At 39.1% G+C, this 17,611-nt stretch carries 12 protein-coding genes, 9 tRNA genes, 2 other RNA genes and 1 pseudogene; 7 read left to right on the plus strand and 17 right to left on the minus strand.

Annotation, left to right across the window (positions count from 1 at the left end):
- Positions 1–27 precede the first annotated feature (27 nt).
- The gene (locus AAHB12_RS18880) at positions 28–879 is read right to left on the minus strand and encodes an alpha/beta fold hydrolase (RefSeq protein WP_342046482.1); all 852 of its coding nucleotides are present in this window, start codon (positions 877–879) and stop codon (positions 28–30) included.
- 435 nt (positions 880–1,314) lie between these two features.
- Between AAHB12_RS18880 and AAHB12_RS18885 the strand changes: the two genes are divergently transcribed.
- Positions 1,315–2,166 carry a glycerophosphodiester phosphodiesterase gene (locus AAHB12_RS18885; protein ID WP_342046483.1) on the plus strand — a complete coding sequence of 284 codons (852 nt, stop codon included), beginning with the start codon at positions 1,315–1,317 and terminating at the stop codon, positions 2,164–2,166.
- A gap of 957 nt (positions 2,167–3,123) precedes the next feature.
- Here AAHB12_RS18885 and AAHB12_RS18890 read toward each other — a convergent pair.
- Together AAHB12_RS18890 and AAHB12_RS18895 are read right to left on the minus strand one after the other, a co-directional pair.
- Positions 3,124–4,425, minus strand: coding sequence for an IS200/IS605 family accessory protein TnpB-related protein (locus tag AAHB12_RS18890; RefSeq protein ID WP_342046485.1), 1,302 nt, complete (start codon positions 4,423–4,425; stop codon positions 3,124–3,126).
- A gap of 163 nt (positions 4,426–4,588) precedes the next feature.
- Positions 4,589–5,293, minus strand: coding sequence for an IS607 family transposase (locus AAHB12_RS18895; protein WP_446715585.1), 705 nt, complete (start codon positions 5,291–5,293; stop codon positions 4,589–4,591).
- Between the two features lie 236 nt (positions 5,294–5,529).
- On the opposite strand from AAHB12_RS18895, the gene AAHB12_RS18900 reads away from it, so the two are divergent.
- From AAHB12_RS18900 to AAHB12_RS18920, 5 genes and pseudogenes are all read left to right on the plus strand, one after another.
- Positions 5,530–6,492: a D-2-hydroxyacid dehydrogenase gene (locus AAHB12_RS18900; RefSeq protein ID WP_129726369.1), complete on the plus strand. Its 963-nt coding sequence runs from the start codon at positions 5,530–5,532 to the stop codon at positions 6,490–6,492.
- A 228-nt stretch (positions 6,493–6,720) separates the two neighbouring features.
- Positions 6,721–6,950 (plus strand): annotated as a pseudogene (locus tag AAHB12_RS18905) (voltage-gated chloride channel protein); the annotation flags it as partial.
- 503 nt (positions 6,951–7,453) lie between these two features.
- Positions 7,454–8,296 (plus strand): pyrroline-5-carboxylate reductase, encoded by an 843-nt coding sequence (proC, locus tag AAHB12_RS18910; protein WP_342046486.1) that lies wholly within the window; start codon positions 7,454–7,456, stop codon positions 8,294–8,296.
- A gap of 19 nt (positions 8,297–8,315) precedes the next feature.
- Positions 8,316–9,449 carry a glutamate 5-kinase gene (proB, locus tag AAHB12_RS18915; RefSeq protein ID WP_129726371.1) on the plus strand — a complete coding sequence of 378 codons (1,134 nt, stop codon included), beginning with the start codon at positions 8,316–8,318 and terminating at the stop codon, positions 9,447–9,449.
- A 144-nt stretch (positions 9,450–9,593) separates the two neighbouring features.
- The gene (locus tag AAHB12_RS18920) at positions 9,594–9,755 is read left to right on the plus strand and encodes a YjcZ family sporulation protein (RefSeq protein WP_342046487.1); all 162 of its coding nucleotides are present in this window, start codon (positions 9,594–9,596) and stop codon (positions 9,753–9,755) included.
- A gap of 158 nt (positions 9,756–9,913) precedes the next feature.
- On the opposite strand, the gene AAHB12_RS18925 is transcribed toward AAHB12_RS18920, so the two are convergent.
- The 14 genes from AAHB12_RS18925 to AAHB12_RS18990 all read right to left on the minus strand — a co-directional run bounded on the left by AAHB12_RS18925 (position 9,914) and on the right by AAHB12_RS18990 (position 16,559).
- Positions 9,914–9,991, minus strand: a tRNA-OTHER gene (locus AAHB12_RS18925).
- 84 nt (positions 9,992–10,075) lie between these two features.
- Entirely contained in the window at positions 10,076–10,225 is a 150-nt protein-coding gene (locus tag AAHB12_RS18930) for a hypothetical protein (protein ID WP_342046489.1), read from the minus strand.
- A gap of 424 nt (positions 10,226–10,649) precedes the next feature.
- Positions 10,650–11,735 carry an FUSC family protein gene (locus tag AAHB12_RS18935; protein WP_129726373.1) on the minus strand — a complete coding sequence of 362 codons (1,086 nt, stop codon included), beginning with the start codon at positions 11,733–11,735 and terminating at the stop codon, positions 10,650–10,652.
- Between the two features lie 309 nt (positions 11,736–12,044).
- Positions 12,045–12,125, minus strand: a tRNA-Leu gene (locus AAHB12_RS18940).
- A 5-nt stretch (positions 12,126–12,130) separates the two neighbouring features.
- A tRNA-Gly gene (locus AAHB12_RS18945) sits at positions 12,131–12,202 on the minus strand.
- 32 nt (positions 12,203–12,234) lie between these two features.
- Positions 12,235–12,318 (minus strand) — tRNA-Leu (locus AAHB12_RS18950).
- A gap of 28 nt (positions 12,319–12,346) precedes the next feature.
- A tRNA-Tyr gene (locus AAHB12_RS18955) sits at positions 12,347–12,431 on the minus strand.
- A 245-nt stretch (positions 12,432–12,676) separates the two neighbouring features.
- Positions 12,677–12,767: transfer RNA gene (locus tag AAHB12_RS18960), tRNA-Ser, on the minus strand.
- 3 nt (positions 12,768–12,770) lie between these two features.
- Positions 12,771–12,845: transfer RNA gene (locus AAHB12_RS18965), tRNA-Asn, on the minus strand.
- Between the two features lie 7 nt (positions 12,846–12,852).
- A tRNA-Ala gene (locus AAHB12_RS18970) sits at positions 12,853–12,928 on the minus strand.
- Positions 12,929–12,942: 14 nt separating this feature from the next.
- Positions 12,943–13,209: signal recognition particle sRNA large type (gene ffs / locus AAHB12_RS18975), an RNA gene on the minus strand.
- A gap of 38 nt (positions 13,210–13,247) precedes the next feature.
- Positions 13,248–13,430: non-coding RNA, 6S RNA (ssrS, locus tag AAHB12_RS18980), on the minus strand.
- Positions 13,431–13,513 (minus strand) — tRNA-Leu (locus tag AAHB12_RS18985).
- Positions 13,514–14,030: 517 nt separating this feature from the next.
- Positions 14,031–16,559, minus strand: coding sequence for an aldose epimerase family protein (locus AAHB12_RS18990; RefSeq protein WP_342046491.1), 2,529 nt, complete (start codon positions 16,557–16,559; stop codon positions 14,031–14,033).
- 136 nt (positions 16,560–16,695) lie between these two features.
- Between AAHB12_RS18990 and AAHB12_RS18995 the strand changes: the two genes are divergently transcribed.
- Positions 16,696–17,595, plus strand: coding sequence for an SDR family oxidoreductase (locus AAHB12_RS18995; RefSeq protein ID WP_342046492.1), 900 nt, complete (start codon positions 16,696–16,698; stop codon positions 17,593–17,595).
- Positions 17,596–17,611: the final 16 nt, after the last annotated feature.

Here is a 17,611-nt window from a genome sequence, read left to right on the forward strand (position 1 = left end):
TACAAATATTGCATCTATAATTATCATTTACCGAAGAAAATTCTCGATGATGGAGATCTGTTCCTCTGTATTTAAAGCTGGGGCATGGCCTAGTTTCGGAATTGTCACCATTTGGCAGTTTGGTTTCTTTTCCATTTTCACTGCTACATCTAGGGGCAATACGTCTGATATTTCTCCCCGAATGAGTAAAACTTTAGATTGAATAGCTTCCCAATGGTTCCATAAGTTTAAGTCCTCTGTATGCTGAAATTGCAAAGCAATGTTCGGGTCATAATCAGGACTAATCCCACCACCATCTCTCCGTCTGCAAGAATATTGGGTAAAATCAATCCATTCCTGCTCATTAGAAAGACCAAATGCGGCATAAATAGTTTTATAATAATTCTTTAGTTCGGTAAAGGTGTTGAATTGTGGAGGAGTCCCTACATAACTTATAATTCGTTTAATTCCTTCAATATCTAGAACAGTATTATCGGAAGCACCTGCTCCAATGTCATTTAAAACTAAGTGGGTAATGCGATGTTGATGCAAAGTTGTTCCAGCAATACGCATCCCAATGGCGCCCCCCATCGAGGTTCCAATCCAACGGACTTGTTCAATTCCTAAACAGTCTAATAATTCAATAGCCAGTTTACTATAATTTTCAAAACAATAGTCCTTTTCAGGAGAAGAACTCCATTGGCTCCAGCCTCGCCCAATCGTATCCGGACAAAGGACATGATAATCCCGGGCTAAATGGCGGGCCAAAATATCAAAGTCCCGCCCGTTCCGGGTTAGACCGTGCCAACAAACCACTGTTGGCTTTTGTGGATTTCCCCATTCAGTAAAATGAACCTCCATGCCATTAATTCTTTCAAATCTAGATTTAGGAGATAACATAAAATAGCCCCTTTCATTTATGATATTCTATGAATTACATATTCACTATAAGGGAAATTATCCCTTCTTCAATGAAACTCCCTGATCATTTTATATAAGTAGATTTTTCCTCATGCTAAATTCATCTTTCTTGTGAAAGTAGTATTTTAGACCAACATAATACCAGACTGTCTGTTAGTAATTTAACAAGCCTTTGTTTAATCCAGGTATCTACTTTGTTAACTTGGTGTAAATTTAAGAAATAGAAATACAACTTTTTTCCCCTGCACCAAAATACTAGAGATTTCCTTTTTAAAACTTCTACATACACAAAATATCACCCTACAATATATACATTTTTATGTAATTAAAACATTTTTTTACATATCCTTAATAACATCATAACACTCTCTTGTTACGCTTTTTTTGTCGAAAAAAGCAAGGGAGAGAAACGCCATGAAAAAAATGTTATTGACAGCTTTAAGTGTCGCTACACTTGGGATCGGTATTGTTACTAGCGGTATGACAGCTCAGGCAAAGGAACATGCTGATATTACGAATGTTGCACACCGAGGTGCGTCTGGATATGCCCCAGAGCATACGATCACCTCTTATAAAATAGGTGAACAAATGCATGGTGACTACATTGAATTGGATCTACAAATGACAAAAAACGGAAAATTAATTGCTATGCATGATGAAACACTAGACCGCACAACAAATGGGACAGGACGTGTCAAAGACTATACATTAGAAGAAATTAAGCAGCTTGATGCTGGTTCTTGGTTTAATGAAAAGTATCCAGAAGCTGCAAAAGATGAGTATGTAGGACTACAAGTTCCAACACTTGAAGAGGTATTCCAGACATTTGGAAAGAATAAGAAATACTATATTGAAACAAAGTCTCCAAACGTCTATCCAGGAATGGAAGAAGAGCTTCTTCGATTAATCGATGAGTACCGAATCGATAAAGATACGTTGCTCGTACAATCGTTTAGCCCAGAGAGTTTACTGAAAATGCATCAACTTGATCCATCTATAAAATTAGTACAACTATTATCATATCAATCACCTGCTATGATTTCAGATGTAGAAATTGCTGCAATAAAGGAATATGCTATTGGAATTGGTCCAAATTCTAAATATTTAAGCCAAGAATATGTACAAAAGGTAGTAAATAGCGGGTTAGAAATTCATCCGTATACTGTCAATGAAAAAGAAGAAATGAGAAAATTAATTGATTGGGGCGTAACAGGAATGTTTACAAATTATCCTGACCGACTTCAAGAAGTGACAAAAGGAAAATAAGTCTATAAAGATTAAAAGACTCTTTCGTTATAATAGGATTGCTTAACTAAGAAATATTTTTTTATCTTAAGCATATGTATTTATTCTTAGCCTATGTCACTGTTCATCATCGCCATTCTATACATCTAGGAATCTATAAACCCCTTCAGTTTCAATTGAAGTGAACACTAGTATTGGGAACAAAACACCTTCGCTTGATTCGCATACTAAGAAGACGAATCAAGCGAAGGTGTTTTTGTTTTGGTTACAAGATAGTAACAGTCCCTATAACTTCAAGGCTGTTACATCTTTAAGTTGAATCTTAGAAGCAACGGATTTTTCCCTTTACTTCTTCTTGTTATTTTTGGATGTTTGTTTCGTTACCATAAGTGTATCCTTGACATTTTCACACATCCTCCCATTTCTTCGCCTCAGGAGCAGCTATTCTTGGTCACAACCATCTTGATATATACCTGCTTTGATAATACTGACGTATGAATTCCCCTGCCTTTATTCATGAAACATCGCGTACCTCTACTGCCCTGCAGGCGGCTTAACATTCCTAAGTACTAGCTCTCATTTAAATCCTGACACCGTTCCTAAAGATATAGACATTTATAGACAATCTATAAAGCTATATCTGTTCAAGAAAAACATTCTTGCACGTAAGACGAACAGTGTTTCTTACGAATCGCGTTGAAGGGTCACACTTCAAAACAAGAATGGAAACATCCATCTATCTGAGTCTTTCAACCCAATTCAATTTCGACGTCTCCGTCACATGTAAATCACCATTTCACCTTACGGGAAAAGGAACGTACAAGGATGCAGGAGTAACCTCTCACTACACTCTTGTCAGGCTGTTAGCCTCGCTTTAGGGTATTGCCAGGTGCTGCAAGAACGGAAGTACGTGGTCCCATCATTCCTTACAGGTATCAGGGAAGCGTTGCCCCCGTTCTGTCTTTGTAAACATAGATTTTATATGTCTGCTTTCAATAATTCTATTTTGTCATGGAACGTATACTTTGTTCTTACATATTTCGTAATACTTATCCAATTTCCGTAATTCGATTTTTGTTTATCAAAATTCTTAGGAAGTCCTAATACAGTGTCATATTTTGGTTGTTCTGTTGAAAAGCGATATGCTTTTCTCGCAATCATACAAGCTGCGGAACCATGTGAACTAAGACCATAACGCGCCATAAATTTCATATGACCAATTTGACTCGTATAAGCAGGATGAATGATTTTTACTCCTACACCAATTTTCTTTGCCTTTGCTTCCACTAAATCTTTAAACTTAGCGTAAGCAAAACCAGATAACATACGTGCATATGTTCTGTTCACTTCACCCAACGAAGCTTTTTTCTTAAAGAAATTTAAGTTTTCTATTACTACATGTTTTCTTTTTTCTTTTGCATCTATTAACATGCTTTGAATTGCATCACTTAAAGAAGCCGATATTTGTTCTTTCCTTCTGTCATACATAGGAACAGGAATGCTCCACTCTCGTATTGGATTGCCAAATCTGTCGATTTCGCAAGCAACTAGGAAACCTGCATTCAAATCAACCCCAATGTATCCTCCAAGTTCAGAGGTTTGAATATCCATTGTTTCTCTATCGACTGTCGCATAAAGATACCACCCTTTTTCGTTGCGTAAAAAACGATACGTGATCGCTTTGAAATACTTTTTTGGGTTTCCTCCTTTTGTAACACCCCTATAAGCTTCTTTTGCTTTGTCTAAACATTCTTGTCCGTACGGAAATAAAACATTTGTGAAATAAATATACTCACCATATTTATCTTGAAAGCAATCTGCCACACGCAAGCGAAGTTCATTCTGCAAATTATATGTAGCACTTTGATTTCCAAATGTCTCATCCTTGGAACCAACGACCATAAATTGAGAACTTCGTGCTTGTTTCCAATCTTTTTTCCATTCTTCATGGGACTTGTACCCATTCTCTTCTAAATGAAATTGTTTATGAAATAGTTTTTTAGAACCAAAACAAATACGCACAATATTCGCTTGTTCATCCCAATCCAAAGATTCTAGTCTATGTTGCAGATTACGTAATTTTCTCTTCTTTTGATGCAGAACGAATTTTATGTTTCTATATTTTTTTACCCTCTTCATGAAACGAAGGTCATTTTGACTGAATTTATGTATCTGTTCCCAAAGTTTTTCTTTTTGATTTTGTTTCTTTTCTATCGTACGTTCCACTTCAGAGATCTTATCTTTCAGTTGCTCGATTCTATAGGTTCTGTTTTCCTTCACAGAATCTATTTTTCCTTCCAATTGCATGCGAAGGGAATTGTATTGTCGAGCAGTGATTCCATATTGTTTGGAAAAGGAAGATTTGATAGAAGAAGCCGTTTGTTTTCGTACATATAACTGCACGAACAGCTTCCGTTCTACATAACAAAAAAACTCACCAAACTCATTGAGGTAGTCTTCTGCATACAAATGATGATCCAGTTGTACATTCTTCAACTTCGTCTGGTAGGTTTGTAACATCTTCTATAACTCCTTTCATTTTTTCTTTCATGAGTGTATTCTTATTACTCCGACTTCCATATAATTTCCCTGAAAAACTTGTAACAATCGACAGTAGGTCTTCTACTAGTTCCTCTTGAATAGTGGATGCTTTCTCCTTATCATCTAAAACGTGAAGTTTGACATCATGGCTTTCAAAGTAGAATTGTAGGTATTCGAATCCAAATCGGGTTAAACGATCTTTGTATCGAACGGCAACATCGGTAATTTGTTTTTCCTTTGCCATTGTTAGTAACTTCAATAAACCTTTTCGTTTATCATTTAAACCCGAACCTACGTCTTCTACAATATCAATAGAGGAGAAAAGGGAACGATCTATTTTTCTCCTAACAATTTGTACCTGTCGTTCTAAATCCCCTTTTCTCTTCTGTTCATGAGAAGATACCCTAGCGTAAATGACTAATTTTCTTTCTAAGGACTCTGCAGGAGGTTCTCCTAAAATTTTTTGGATTTCACGTTCAGAAATTCTCCTTTTTCCATTTGGAGTTCGAATGAACTTTACTTTACCATCTACGTCCCAACGTTGTAACGTACGAACAGATACCGCCAAAATCTTTGCAGCTTCACTTAACCTGTATAATTTTTCCATAATTTAATTCTAGCATGTAATGATACATTCGTCTATCTATGTCCAATACAATAAAAACAGTTTTTAACCCTTTCCACTGTTTCAAAAAATGATAACCTTCTCGAAAACCAATTTTTGTTGTTCTATTTTATCAAGCTTTAATTTTCTAAATGTTCTGTATTTTATGCTAGAATGAAATAAGACCCCCCCTCAGCAAGAAATTCGTACAGGCCAAAAACTAAAACGTAGGTGATATTGTGAAAAAAAGAAAGCTTGTAATTACTCAAACTGTTAGTCAGGCTCATTATCAAAGTATTCAAGAAATTATACCCGATTGGGATATTATTACGGGCAAAGACAGCTCTATTTGGGAGAACCATATACTGGATGCTGAAATTATTGCTGGTTGGAGAAAAAGTATGGCACAGCAATGCCTTTTGGAGGAATCAAAGCTACGCTGGGTGCAAAGCTGGAGTGCTGGTGTGAACAGCTTACCCCTAGAGGAACTGGCAGTAAGGGCGATCGTATTAACAAGTGCCAATGGTGTGCACGCGTATCCCATCTCGGAAACCATTTTTGCCTTAATGCTAGCATTAACGAGAAAAATTCATACATACGTTCGAAACCAAATGACACACACATGGCATCATTCTAATTTATCACTGGAAATGCATAAAAAAACGATTGGTATCATTGGTGTCGGCGCCATCGGTAAGGAAACTGCTAAAATCGCCAAAGCCTTTGGCATGAGGGTCATTGGATTGCGCCATTCTGGCAAACCGGAGGATTATGTTGATGAGATGTACAAATCTGAGCAATTGAATACAATCCTTCCCCAATGTGATTACGTGGTTGTGACCTTACCGCTTACAAAAGAAACCTATCATCTATTCGGTCCGCAGCAATTTCACCTTATGAAACCTTCCGCATTCCTGATCAACATCGGTCGCGGCGAAGTGATTTCGGAAAAGCATTTAATCCAAGCACTGCAGGAACAGAAAATTGCTGGTGCTGGGCTAGATGTATTTGAAACAGAACCATTGTCTAAAGCAAGCCCATTATGGACGTTGGAAAATGTCATCATTACTCCTCATACGGCCGGTTCAACAGAGCATTATGACAAACGTGTAATAGAGGATATTTTCATTCCAAATTTACGTGACTACGTCAAGGGAGCAATACCTAGGATTAACTTGGTTGACTATGTAAAGGGGTATTAATATTTCTGTTATGAACTGCACCCACGCCGTAAGGGCACACTAAGAGCCTTTCTAAACGGGGCTGATGACTCCTACTAGAGATGTGACCTGAAATGGACTTTCCTAGTAGGAATCCATTTTTTTATCGAAAACGAGCAACATTAAGTAAAAAAGGAGAGCGAACATTCAAGGAAATCAAACAACATATTTCTGCAGGCTTTTCCAATAAAACGTACCACATCTTGTTATTTTATCGGCGTATTTTGCGGAGCAACAAATACACCGATTGCATGTTTTATTATGGAAATTGAGCTCTTTGGTTCGGAAGCAAGTGTAATTTATTCATTGCCTGTATTGTTAGTTACTTATTCTCAGGACATACAGGGATTTATACATCTCAACAAATTGAGGCTTCCAAAAATAGCTGGATTGAAATTCCCAAACAGGCAACGTTAGCTTCGGTGAAAAAAAGTAAATGAAGTAATTTACAAGAGAGATGGAGGGAAAAAATTTAATAAAAATCTCTCCCTTATCTTTTTTTATCACCCCTTACAGAAAAAAGCCTAGCTGTATAATCCTCCCAACAGCTTATGGTTATTTATCCTAGCAAGAAGTATCTCTGTTTGCAAGCTTTACTCCTCTTTTCTTAAGCCTGTATCAACGTACTTATCTCCCATGATCAAAGAAAAGAAAACGGTTTCGAAATAAATTGAATTAAAAATATTCAGACAATTATGTCATACCCATCTCATAAAATATCACGATATTTTTGACATATAAACAGCTAGTGCTGCACCAATCAATATCATTACATTTATATAATCCGTTATTTCCTCCCTCCCTTGACAACAAATGTGAGAATGTTAAGATAAATTACAGCGCAGATTCAATTAGAAAAAAATGGAAAATCAACCTTTCTTTGATTTTTCTAAGCATAATTGTTCTCTTCAAAACATACGAATCACAAAACAGGAGTGATGAGATGGTCAAGAATCCAACGATTGCTTTTTTAGGAGCTGGTTCCATGGCAGAAGCGATGATTGCTGGTATCGTTGCCACAGAACAAACTCCTCCCAATCATATCATTGTAACGAACCGAAGCAATACAGAACGATTAGTGGAACTTCACAACAAATACGGAATACAAGGTATAAAACAAGAGCACCTATCATTTGATAAGATAGATGTGCTTATTTTGGCAATGAAGCCAAAACACGCGCAAACAGTCCTGCAATCCCTCAAGCACCACATACGGCCTAATCAGTTGATCCTATCTGTATTAGCAGGAATTTCCACAGCTTACATCGAGAACTATCTTCATGAAGATCAACAAGTTATTCGCGTAATGCCCAATACCTCTGCGATGATCCAAGAATCGGCCACCGCTATCTCGGCAGGAATATATACGACTGCAAACAATGTCGCGTATGCGCAAACATTATTGCAATGTTTAGGTGAAGTATACATCATTGATGAAAATCATATGGATATTTTTACAGGCATTGCTGGAAGCGGCCCTGCTTATTTTTATTATTTGATGGAGCATATTGAAGCAGTCGGAAAGGAAGCCGGATTAGACAGCGAAGTGGTGCGTAACATCGGAGCACAAACAATTCTCGGTGCTGCTAAAATGATCATGCAGCAAAACGACACACCCGCTGAGCTCAGGGAAAAAGTTACATCTCCGAATGGTACGACTGCTGCTGGATTAGCAGCCCTCAAAAAACACGGAGGCGGAAGAGCGATTGCTCAAGCTGTCAAAGGTGCTGCAAAGCGGTCACAAGAAATTAGTGCACAGCTTAGGAAAGAAACAAAGACTGTATAAAAACGATAGGAGTGATTACATGATATCCGACACGACGAATAAGCGAGTGGTTGTGAAAATTGGCAGCACCTCGCTCACGAGCCAACACGGTCAAATTAGTCGTAGGAAGCTAGAAAAATTAGTAGATGAAGTGGTACGTTTAAAAGATAATGGACATGAAGTTCTCCTCGTTTCATCAGGTGCAGTTGCAGCTGGCTATCGAAAGCTCGGGTTCCTGCAACGTCCAACTGCTCTGATAGAAAAACAAGCTGCTGCCTCTATTGGACAGGGGCTTTTAATGGAGGCTTATTCAGAGCTTTTCTTATCCCATGGCTATGTTGCCTCCCAAATCCTAATAACTAGAGATGATTTTTCTGCCGAAGATCGTTACAACAATGTCCGAAATACGATTAACATTTTGCTAGAGCGCGGGATTGTTCCCATTATCAATGAAAATGATACTGTAGCCATAAATCAGCTAAAATTTGGCGATAATGATACCTTGTCCGCAAAAGTCGCTGGGCTTGTGGATGCTGATATGTTAATTATTTTATCAGACATCGATGGCCTATATGATGCTGATCCAAGAAAGCATCCACACGCAAAGCGATTCGAAAGGATCTATAACATCACCCCAGACATAGAACAGGCTGCTGGTGCAGCGGGGAGTGCTATCGGAACCGGCGGAATGAAATCAAAAATCGATGCTTTTAAAATTGCAATAGCATCCGGCATTCCCTCCTTCCTGGGAAAAGCAAGCACTCCGGATATTTTATATGATGCAGTTTACCAAAAAGCAATAGGAACCTACTTTGAAGTAACGACCAGTGCTATGAATCTAAACTTGAAAAAGCAATGGATTGCCTTTAATTCTGGCCCGCGTGGGGAAGTGATTGTGGATATGAGGGCTAAAAATGCTATTATGAAAAAGAAAGGAAGCCTCTTTCTTCCGCATATCCAGAAGGTAAAAGGCCGTTTCAATCACGGTGAAGTTGTTAAGATTACAGATAGCAATGATGAAACAATTGGTCTTGGTGTCGTAAATTATTCTTCGGAGAAATTACTGGAGTTACAAAATCTTCCGCAAGCGAAACTGGCAGCGCATCAAAAGCCGATCGTGGATAGTGAGCAGCTTGTATGTCAGTTGCATATTTCCGTTCCAATTAATTTATAAGAGCTCTATTTGTCAAAAAAATAGGCGATTTCATCATTTGCCCACGAAATGTAACAAGATACAGCAGCGGGGAATATAGTGAAATAACCCATAGGAAATACTGTAGTTGAACCTCCTTCCTTAATCTCAAGGAGGGAAATATGTATGAGTAATGTTGGAACAGAGTGTGGAATTGGTCATGGACATGGACATGGATTTGGTCATGGATTTGCATTAATCATTGTTCTCTTTATCCTACTTATCATTATCGGTGCAGTTTGTTTTTGTGGCGGCCACGGCGGTTACGGTGGCTACGGCTTCTGCTAAAAACTATGCAAAAACCTCGCATCATTCTTTTGCGAGGTTTTTCACATTGTTGAAAAATTCGATTGTCAACTGACGATCGAATTTTTCTTTGGATGTTACAGATGGATTCTAATTTATTTCGTATTCCATTGACTTTACTGGTTTTCTGACTATGTTGATACCGGTGGTCGGGGTCGAACCGACACTCCAGAGGAACACGATTTTGAGTCGTAACTCTCTACCTACCCCACACCGACTATTGGCAAATCAACATTTGTTCAATTTTCCTAAAAAACGACGCGTAAGATTATGGATAATTATGCACCTGCCCCCTGTTTTTGTCAACAATGTTTGTTGAATTTTGCTTGACCTAACTTTTTATATTGCTTAATAAGTTTTGCTTCCAACTGTCTTGCACCACCCTCAACCTCAAATTCTTTAACAAACTTATATTTTAACTTACCATCCTTCATAAGCTGTTGATGCTTCAATTTTCTCCCTCCCCACTTTCGTTATGATGGAGTAACCTCTTTTTCATCCATTCCCATTGCATGCATATTCGTGTGCTATGAAGATAACCGCTGCTCGGAGGTAAACCATACATGTTCCACGCTTGCATGGACAGGATCTCGATTTCTCCTTGGAGATGTTTCAGACTTGCCTGAATCTACTATTCTCTTTAGTATCAATACATTCTGAGCGTATTGATTTGTAATTAGCTTAAGTAAAAATTACAGCCTGCACTGTAGAAGCCTGTATAGGCCCCATCTTCAAAAAACTTTTCATAGGCAGATCTTATAACTACTATGCGCTGGACTCATCAATACGGACCTGTTATCGGAACGGTATTTTACCAGAAGCAGGAGCTTTTATCAGTCTATCCGTTGGCTGCTGAAAACAGTGATGGATGTCATTTTAACCGTTGTTTTTTGTCAAAGCTAAAGCTGCTTCTTCTAATTCTCTCAATATACGGCTTAAGTCAGTAAGAATTCCCCCTAAATCTCGCAGTATGGGCAGAGATTCTACATTCCGTATATCTGAGAGGCACCGCGACTGAATAGAACGCGCCCCTTCAATGTTAGTCATAAGCGTAGACAAAGATTCTTTCGAAGATTCAATAATTACCTTTCCAAAATAAGCAATACAAGAAGCTGTTGATTCTATAGCAGGCTTCACTCCTTCTATATGTGCATACTCATTTTGAAACTCCTTTGCGGAACGTAAGTCGAACAAGCCTCTGTATACGTCACGGACTTGTATTGTAACATCTTCTAATTGATTCATTCCTAAGGTAATATGCGTTAATCGTATTCTTACCTTCATGAGAAACGGACTATATTTTAGACTTTGCTGCGTTAATTGTACGGTTTGAATACATCGTTCTGTTTCCTTCACCAAATCCCTGATGTTATTTCGTTCTGTATGGGTTTTTTCAGTAGTTGCTTTCAATAAGGTTACTGAACTCTTGAGAACGCTTGAAGAGAGTTGACTAAGTACCAGAATGCTTTGCTCGGCGGCTGGCATCGTATTAGCAGGGAACAAAAATGCATTAATGATAATGGCTATTCCTGATCCGATAATGGTTTCAATGATTCTTCCTGCTGCATATCCTTGATGTTGGCCAAAAGCAAATACTAATAATGCGCTAACCCCAACCTGTGATATAATCTGTGGGTTTAAATGCATAGCTGTTGGAATCGTCATTGCAATAAGTACGAGCATAAAGATCGTGCCAACACTGATTTCAAAGGTATGCCAATGACTGATTAATACAGTAACTACCACACCTAAAATAATTCCTGTTATTCGATACGAGGCTTTTTTCAAGGAGTCAGCAACAGTTACTTGTAAAGTTAAAATGGCAGCTAGCGGGGCGAAATATGGGTATTGGTTTTGGGATAATAGTGTCGCAACCCACCAGGATACTGCTGCTGCAAGAGCGGTTTTCGTTACCTGTAAGGTAAAGCCTAATCTAATCAAAATGTCTAAATATTTTTTCATGATTATATACCTTCTGCATATTTAATTGTTAACGCTGTTGTAAGTGGTAAAAAGAAATGTTTCAATCCTATATTAAGCATGAATGGCAAGGAACCCCTTTATAATACTAGAAGGTCTGCTTATCTTACATCAATATAATCCACCTTTTGAATTTTGTTTATACAAGCATCTACTGCACTTTAGCAGGTGCGCCAAATTTGACCTTATTCGTTATTAGTTTTCAGGGAAATAAAAAAAGCGTCCCTGCCCAAAGCAGGAACGCTAAAAATGTTGAGATGACGAGCACTCTCATTTTTCTTTCGTAAATAATACCGGTGGTCGGGGTCGAACCGACACTCCAGAGGAACACGATTTTGAGTCGTGCGCGTCTGCCAATTCCGCCACACCGGCATAAAAGCGGAAGACGGGATTCGAACCCGCGACCCCAACCTTGGCAAGGTTGTATTCTACCACTGAACTACTTCCGCATGACAAACACTATATCATATACAATTATAAATGGTGCGGGTGAAGGGACTCGAACCCCCACGCCAAAGGCGCCAGATCCTAAGTCTGGTGCGTCTGCCAATTCCGCCACACCCGCAAGCTTCAAACATCTTATTCAAATCCGATGGTGGAGGGGGACGGATTCGAACCGCCGAACCCTGAGGGAGCGGATTTACAGTCCGCCGCGTTTAGCCACTTCGCTACCCCTCCAGAAAATGTTTAAAAAAATTGAATTCGTCAAAACACATAAACTAAATGTATAGATTTTAAATTTATTTCTTTTTCTTTCCAACCATCATTTCGTATGAACCCTCATTGGCGGAAGAACAATATAACATGTCTTTTTCTTTCATGCAATCCCTTTTTAATAAAGGAAACCTTAGAAAAAACATCACTCTTATCATATGATGATTGCTGTGATCCTCATATCTTATAGCTAAAAATCATCATATGTATGGCAGAGAAGAAGGGATTCGAACCCTCGCACCGGTTACCCGATCTACTCCCTTAGCAGGGGAGCCCCTTGAGCCACTTGGGTACTTCTCTATTTGGCTCCGCAAGTAGGATTCGAACCTACGACCTATCGGTTAACAGCCGATTGCTCTACCGCTGAGCTATTGCGGAATACTTATGGTGGAGCCTAGCGGGATCGAACCGCTGACCTCCTGCGTGCAAAGCAGGCGCTCTCCCAGCTGAGCTAAGGCCCCAAATGAGTGAAACACCGTGAACCTTTCATTGATATGATGACATAAGTGTTACTTATACAGCCAGCTCGTTCAGAGCGACCCTGCGACACACAGAACATTCCACTTATGGCTGCTTCCTTCCGGACCTGACCAAATTCATGGGGTTCTGTTGCGAGGACTCCAAAGGTCAACACCGCTTATATAAGGCAAAGCCTTACATCCATCATACCGCTGAAAGGAATTCAGCCTCGCTAGAGCGGATTGCGAGTTACAGGGCACCGCTATCTCCCCGCCTATCACGGTATGTATTTAATATAGAATAAACTATGTCTTTTTTAAAGGCATTCCCACCATATGCCGTGTTCCCAGATGTTTTATAAACCCGCTCTCACAGGTGGGTTTCCGCATATTGACCTTCCTGCGATCCTAAACGAGTAGGCGTGGCATCAGTCAAATACATTAGGAATCCCGAATCAATCTTACGGTTTAAAACATGTAGGGATCACGAACATTGCAGGACATATGCGATCGAGAGGACTTGAACCTCCACGAGATTGCTCTCACTAGGCCCTCAACCTAGCGCGTCTGCCGTTCCGCCACGGTCGCATGATAACAATGGTGCGAGCTAGAGCCCCCAACCACTTACTAATTTTCTCATCGTCCTCATCTCAAAAAGGCTATTTCAAACAGCAGCTCGATGAGTACGCTGAAGCAGTTACTTCGATGTTTATTCAATCATGCCTTACCGATTTAAGCGGCATGTATTTAAAGCATTTCGTTCACTGCTTAGTCAGTATACAACAAACATTTAAGTTTTTAAATACGTTTTTGCAATGTATTTATTGCCAGCTTTACCAACGCAAAGATCCATTATTTTTTGTTTATCTACATACCATTAACATTACACAACAACCAGAAATCATACCGTAAAGAACAGTCGCCGATTGGCGAGCCCTGCTCCCCGGGCGAAGACAGAGGTGTAGTTGCCCTTATAACTTTATTCCTAAAATTTCTCGCTACGTCGAACTGGCCATCCAGCTAGAAATTTATACTTTCTTAAAGTGTAAACCAAAAAGAGAGGGTAACTCTCTCCCCTCTCCTATCCAATCTGCGTCCGATTTTCTTACTGCCAGATGGACTCTAATTCATTCACTATTAAAGAACTCAACTTAACATATCCATTTTTGCTATACAGTTCTATCCGATCACTTGATGGATTCGGGAAAATCAAGTCGGTAAAAACAATTTCTCCATCATTTCCAAATACCTCAACAGAGGACCAATCTACAAAAACGTGAAGCTTTATTCCATCTTGAATCGGATTCAAAATAGCCTCATGTCTCCCTGCAAAAGCAGGAGAAAAAATAAATTCCCCTGAACAAGTACGATCTACAAACAAGATGTGCCGTTCTGTATCATATCCTATAACAGTTTCTTCAGCGGCTGATTTTCTTACTTTAAACCCAAACTCAGAAGCAGATCCCAACTCAAATTCAGCTACAATTTCAACTGTTTTACCATTAATATTGGAAAGAATGTTTTTCCCAGGCATTACCTTTTCATTTTTCCATTGATATTGACTTTTTCGAATTCCTTTCAGTTCTTTAACCGGCATTTGAATCAGCTTAACTCCTTCTCCCCGAAATGTTTTTAATGCTAATTCCCTTGGAAGAGACATTGCACCCCTCCACGGATTAGTGGGGGTGACATCGGCATATTGCCAATTGTTCATCCAACCAATCCAAATTTTTCGGCTACCCGTATTAAACCATGTTTGAGCAGCATAAAAATCCTTTCCATAATCTACCCAGCGAATCTCATTCGGAGGATTTTCATTGATAAACCTCATACCGTCAAATGCCCCGATAAAATACTGTCCTCCAGAACCTCCAGCAACAGATCCGGGATTTATATCGACCTTCAATAACCATTTGGTATTGTTCGGATCATTATCAACAGGGAGTTCAATCAATTCTGGAACTTCCCAAACACCTCCATGAGATCCTTCATTTTCTCCGAACCTACTCATGTATTTCCAATCCGTTAAGTTTTTAGAAGAATAAAACTGTATATGATCTCCAGCAGCTAAAGCCATAATCCACTTGTATTCTTTCTCATACCACATAACTTTTGGATCTCTAAAGTCCTTTATTCCTGGGTTTGGAATAACTGGATTACCTTTGTATTTAGTCCATGTTATTCCCTCATCCGTGCTATAAGCTAGACTTTGCTGTTGCATTTCTCCTGCACTAGTATATATTGCGACTAAACCTTCAGAGCTTTCTTTAAATAACCCACTTGTATTATGTCTATCCACTACAATACTTCCTGAAAATATCAGTCCGAGTCCATCAGGTGTTAAGGCAACCCGAAGCTGTTCCCAGTGTACAAGATCTTTGCTTACCGCATGCCCCCAGCTTATATTCCCCCACTTGTCACCATAAGGGTTGTATTGATAAAACATATGGTATTTTCCTTTATAATAAACCAAACCATTGGGATCATTTATCCAATTTCTTTCTGGAGAAAAGTGGAGCTGGGAACGGTATTTTTCATTGTAATAACTATAAGGGGAGTCTTTCCTTTGATTTTGGTTATGGTTTTGTTGGTCAATGTCCTTGTGGAGTATTACATGGTTATCTTGACTATTGCATAATGCTAAAAATTGAGGTTTACAGAATTGACTATTACAATGGCTATTATCACTTTGATGCGTAATATCTATTGTAGTTGTAAGTTTTATTGTTTCACCGTACCGAAGAGCTATTATTCCGGTTAACTCAGGGGGCAAAGAGAGATTTGGCGCATTTGTTACCCAGGTATAAGGTTCAATACTTATAATTTTATCAGTCTCTCCCATTGTATATATAAGCCAGTACTTATATAATTCAGAAGTTTGGATTCGAATTTCATAATCTTTTCTGGAAAGCACGGCCAGATGGGGGTGACTGCCGATTGAAAACAATTTCTCCATTTCCACATACTTTACATTCATCCCTTGAGTTAATAATTCATAAGAACCCAGGTTCATCAATTTACCTGTTGGCATTAATTCAGAATCTAACTCCCACTCATAGGACACAGGAAGTGTAAACATCCATTTTTCCGGTTCATAACCAATATGAAACCATGGATGCAATCCGAAGCCAACAGGCGCGGTTACTGTTCCTCGGTTTGTAATGCTTACTTTTTGTGTTAACGTACTTCCACTTAAGTCATATGTCATGCTAAAAAACAAATCATGAGGATACTGTCGCAAAACATCTGGGAAATCCACCGTAGCAAATGTCGAAGTGACAGACTGACTGTTACCAATTTGCATAGTGGCTGCTACTTTCCATGGATGCCACGCGAGAAATCCATGGTTATTATGCTTGTTTTCCCAGTTAATATCCAATTGATAGACTCTTCCTTGGAACTCAAAACGGCCAAAACGCGTTCGATTTGGCGGAAACAAAACAGGTATACCGTAGTAAATGGCTTTCTCTTTTAACACATTAAGACCTTTTGGTGTCCTTAGCACTTCACTTTGTGTAACCTGATCCCATAACCTATACAAATTGTTGCCCAATGCCGGACACAAATATGCAATCATCTTCTCGTTTTGTAATGTGTATATTTCAAAGCCATCCAGTATTTCTTTCGAAACCATTGGACTGACCTCCTTCACATTCACATTAATTCATATATAAGTATTTATGGTGGTATTCCTCATAGCATTCCCACATTCACCTATTTAACTGGGCAGAATATACTAACCTGAAAAAGAGGCTGGGAGGGGATTTGGTATGAATCCGAAATATCCTTATTATGGTTCAAAAATAAAATGTAAGGAGATTCCTTTGACTTTTCCGCCACAGGAGCAATACAGGCAGCCGGGACTTGAATATTTGATGTTGCCTCGCCCAATTTATGATAACCCAAACTACATCGGTACCGGCAAACTGAAGGACAAAGCGGCTATTATCAGCGGTGGAGACAGCGGTATCGGAAGGGCAGTTGCAGTTGCATTCGCCAAGGAAGGAGCCAATATTGTTATTGCGTATTTCGATGAGCACCAGGATGCGGCGGAAACGAAACAGGCAGTTGAGAATTTAGGAAGGCATTGCTTATTAATACCTGGGGATTTAAGAAAAGAAGAGGCTTGCCAACATGTTGTAAAGAAAGCCGTAGATTCGTTTGGCAGAGTTGACGTTCTTATCAATAATCTTGGTGTGCAGTTTGTTCAAAAGAGCTTATTAGACATTAGTGATGAGCAGCTAAGAACTACATTTGATACAAATATCTTATCTTTTTTCCATATGACAAAATCCGCACTTCCATATATGTCCGCTGGAAGCAGTATCGTGAATACCGCTTCGGTCACTGCATATGTTGGGCGTGAAGACCTAATTGATTATTCTGCAACAAAAGGAGCCATTGTCAGCTATACTAGGGCATTGGCTAATAATGTTGTTGAACAAGGGATTCGAGTGAACGCAGTTGCTCCTGGTCCATTTTGGACTCCTTTACAACCAGCATCTCAATCGTCAGAGCAAATTGAAACATTTGGAGCAGATGTGCCAATGAAGCGTGCGGGACAGCCGTATGAGCTTGCCCCAGTCTATGTACTTTTAGCATCAGATGACGGTTCCTATATAACTGGACAAACAATTCATGTAAATGGCGGCCAAATGGTTACAACGTGAGGAGAAGAAGTTATGA

It is taken from the genome of Bacillus sp. OTU530 (genome assembly GCF_038440375.1).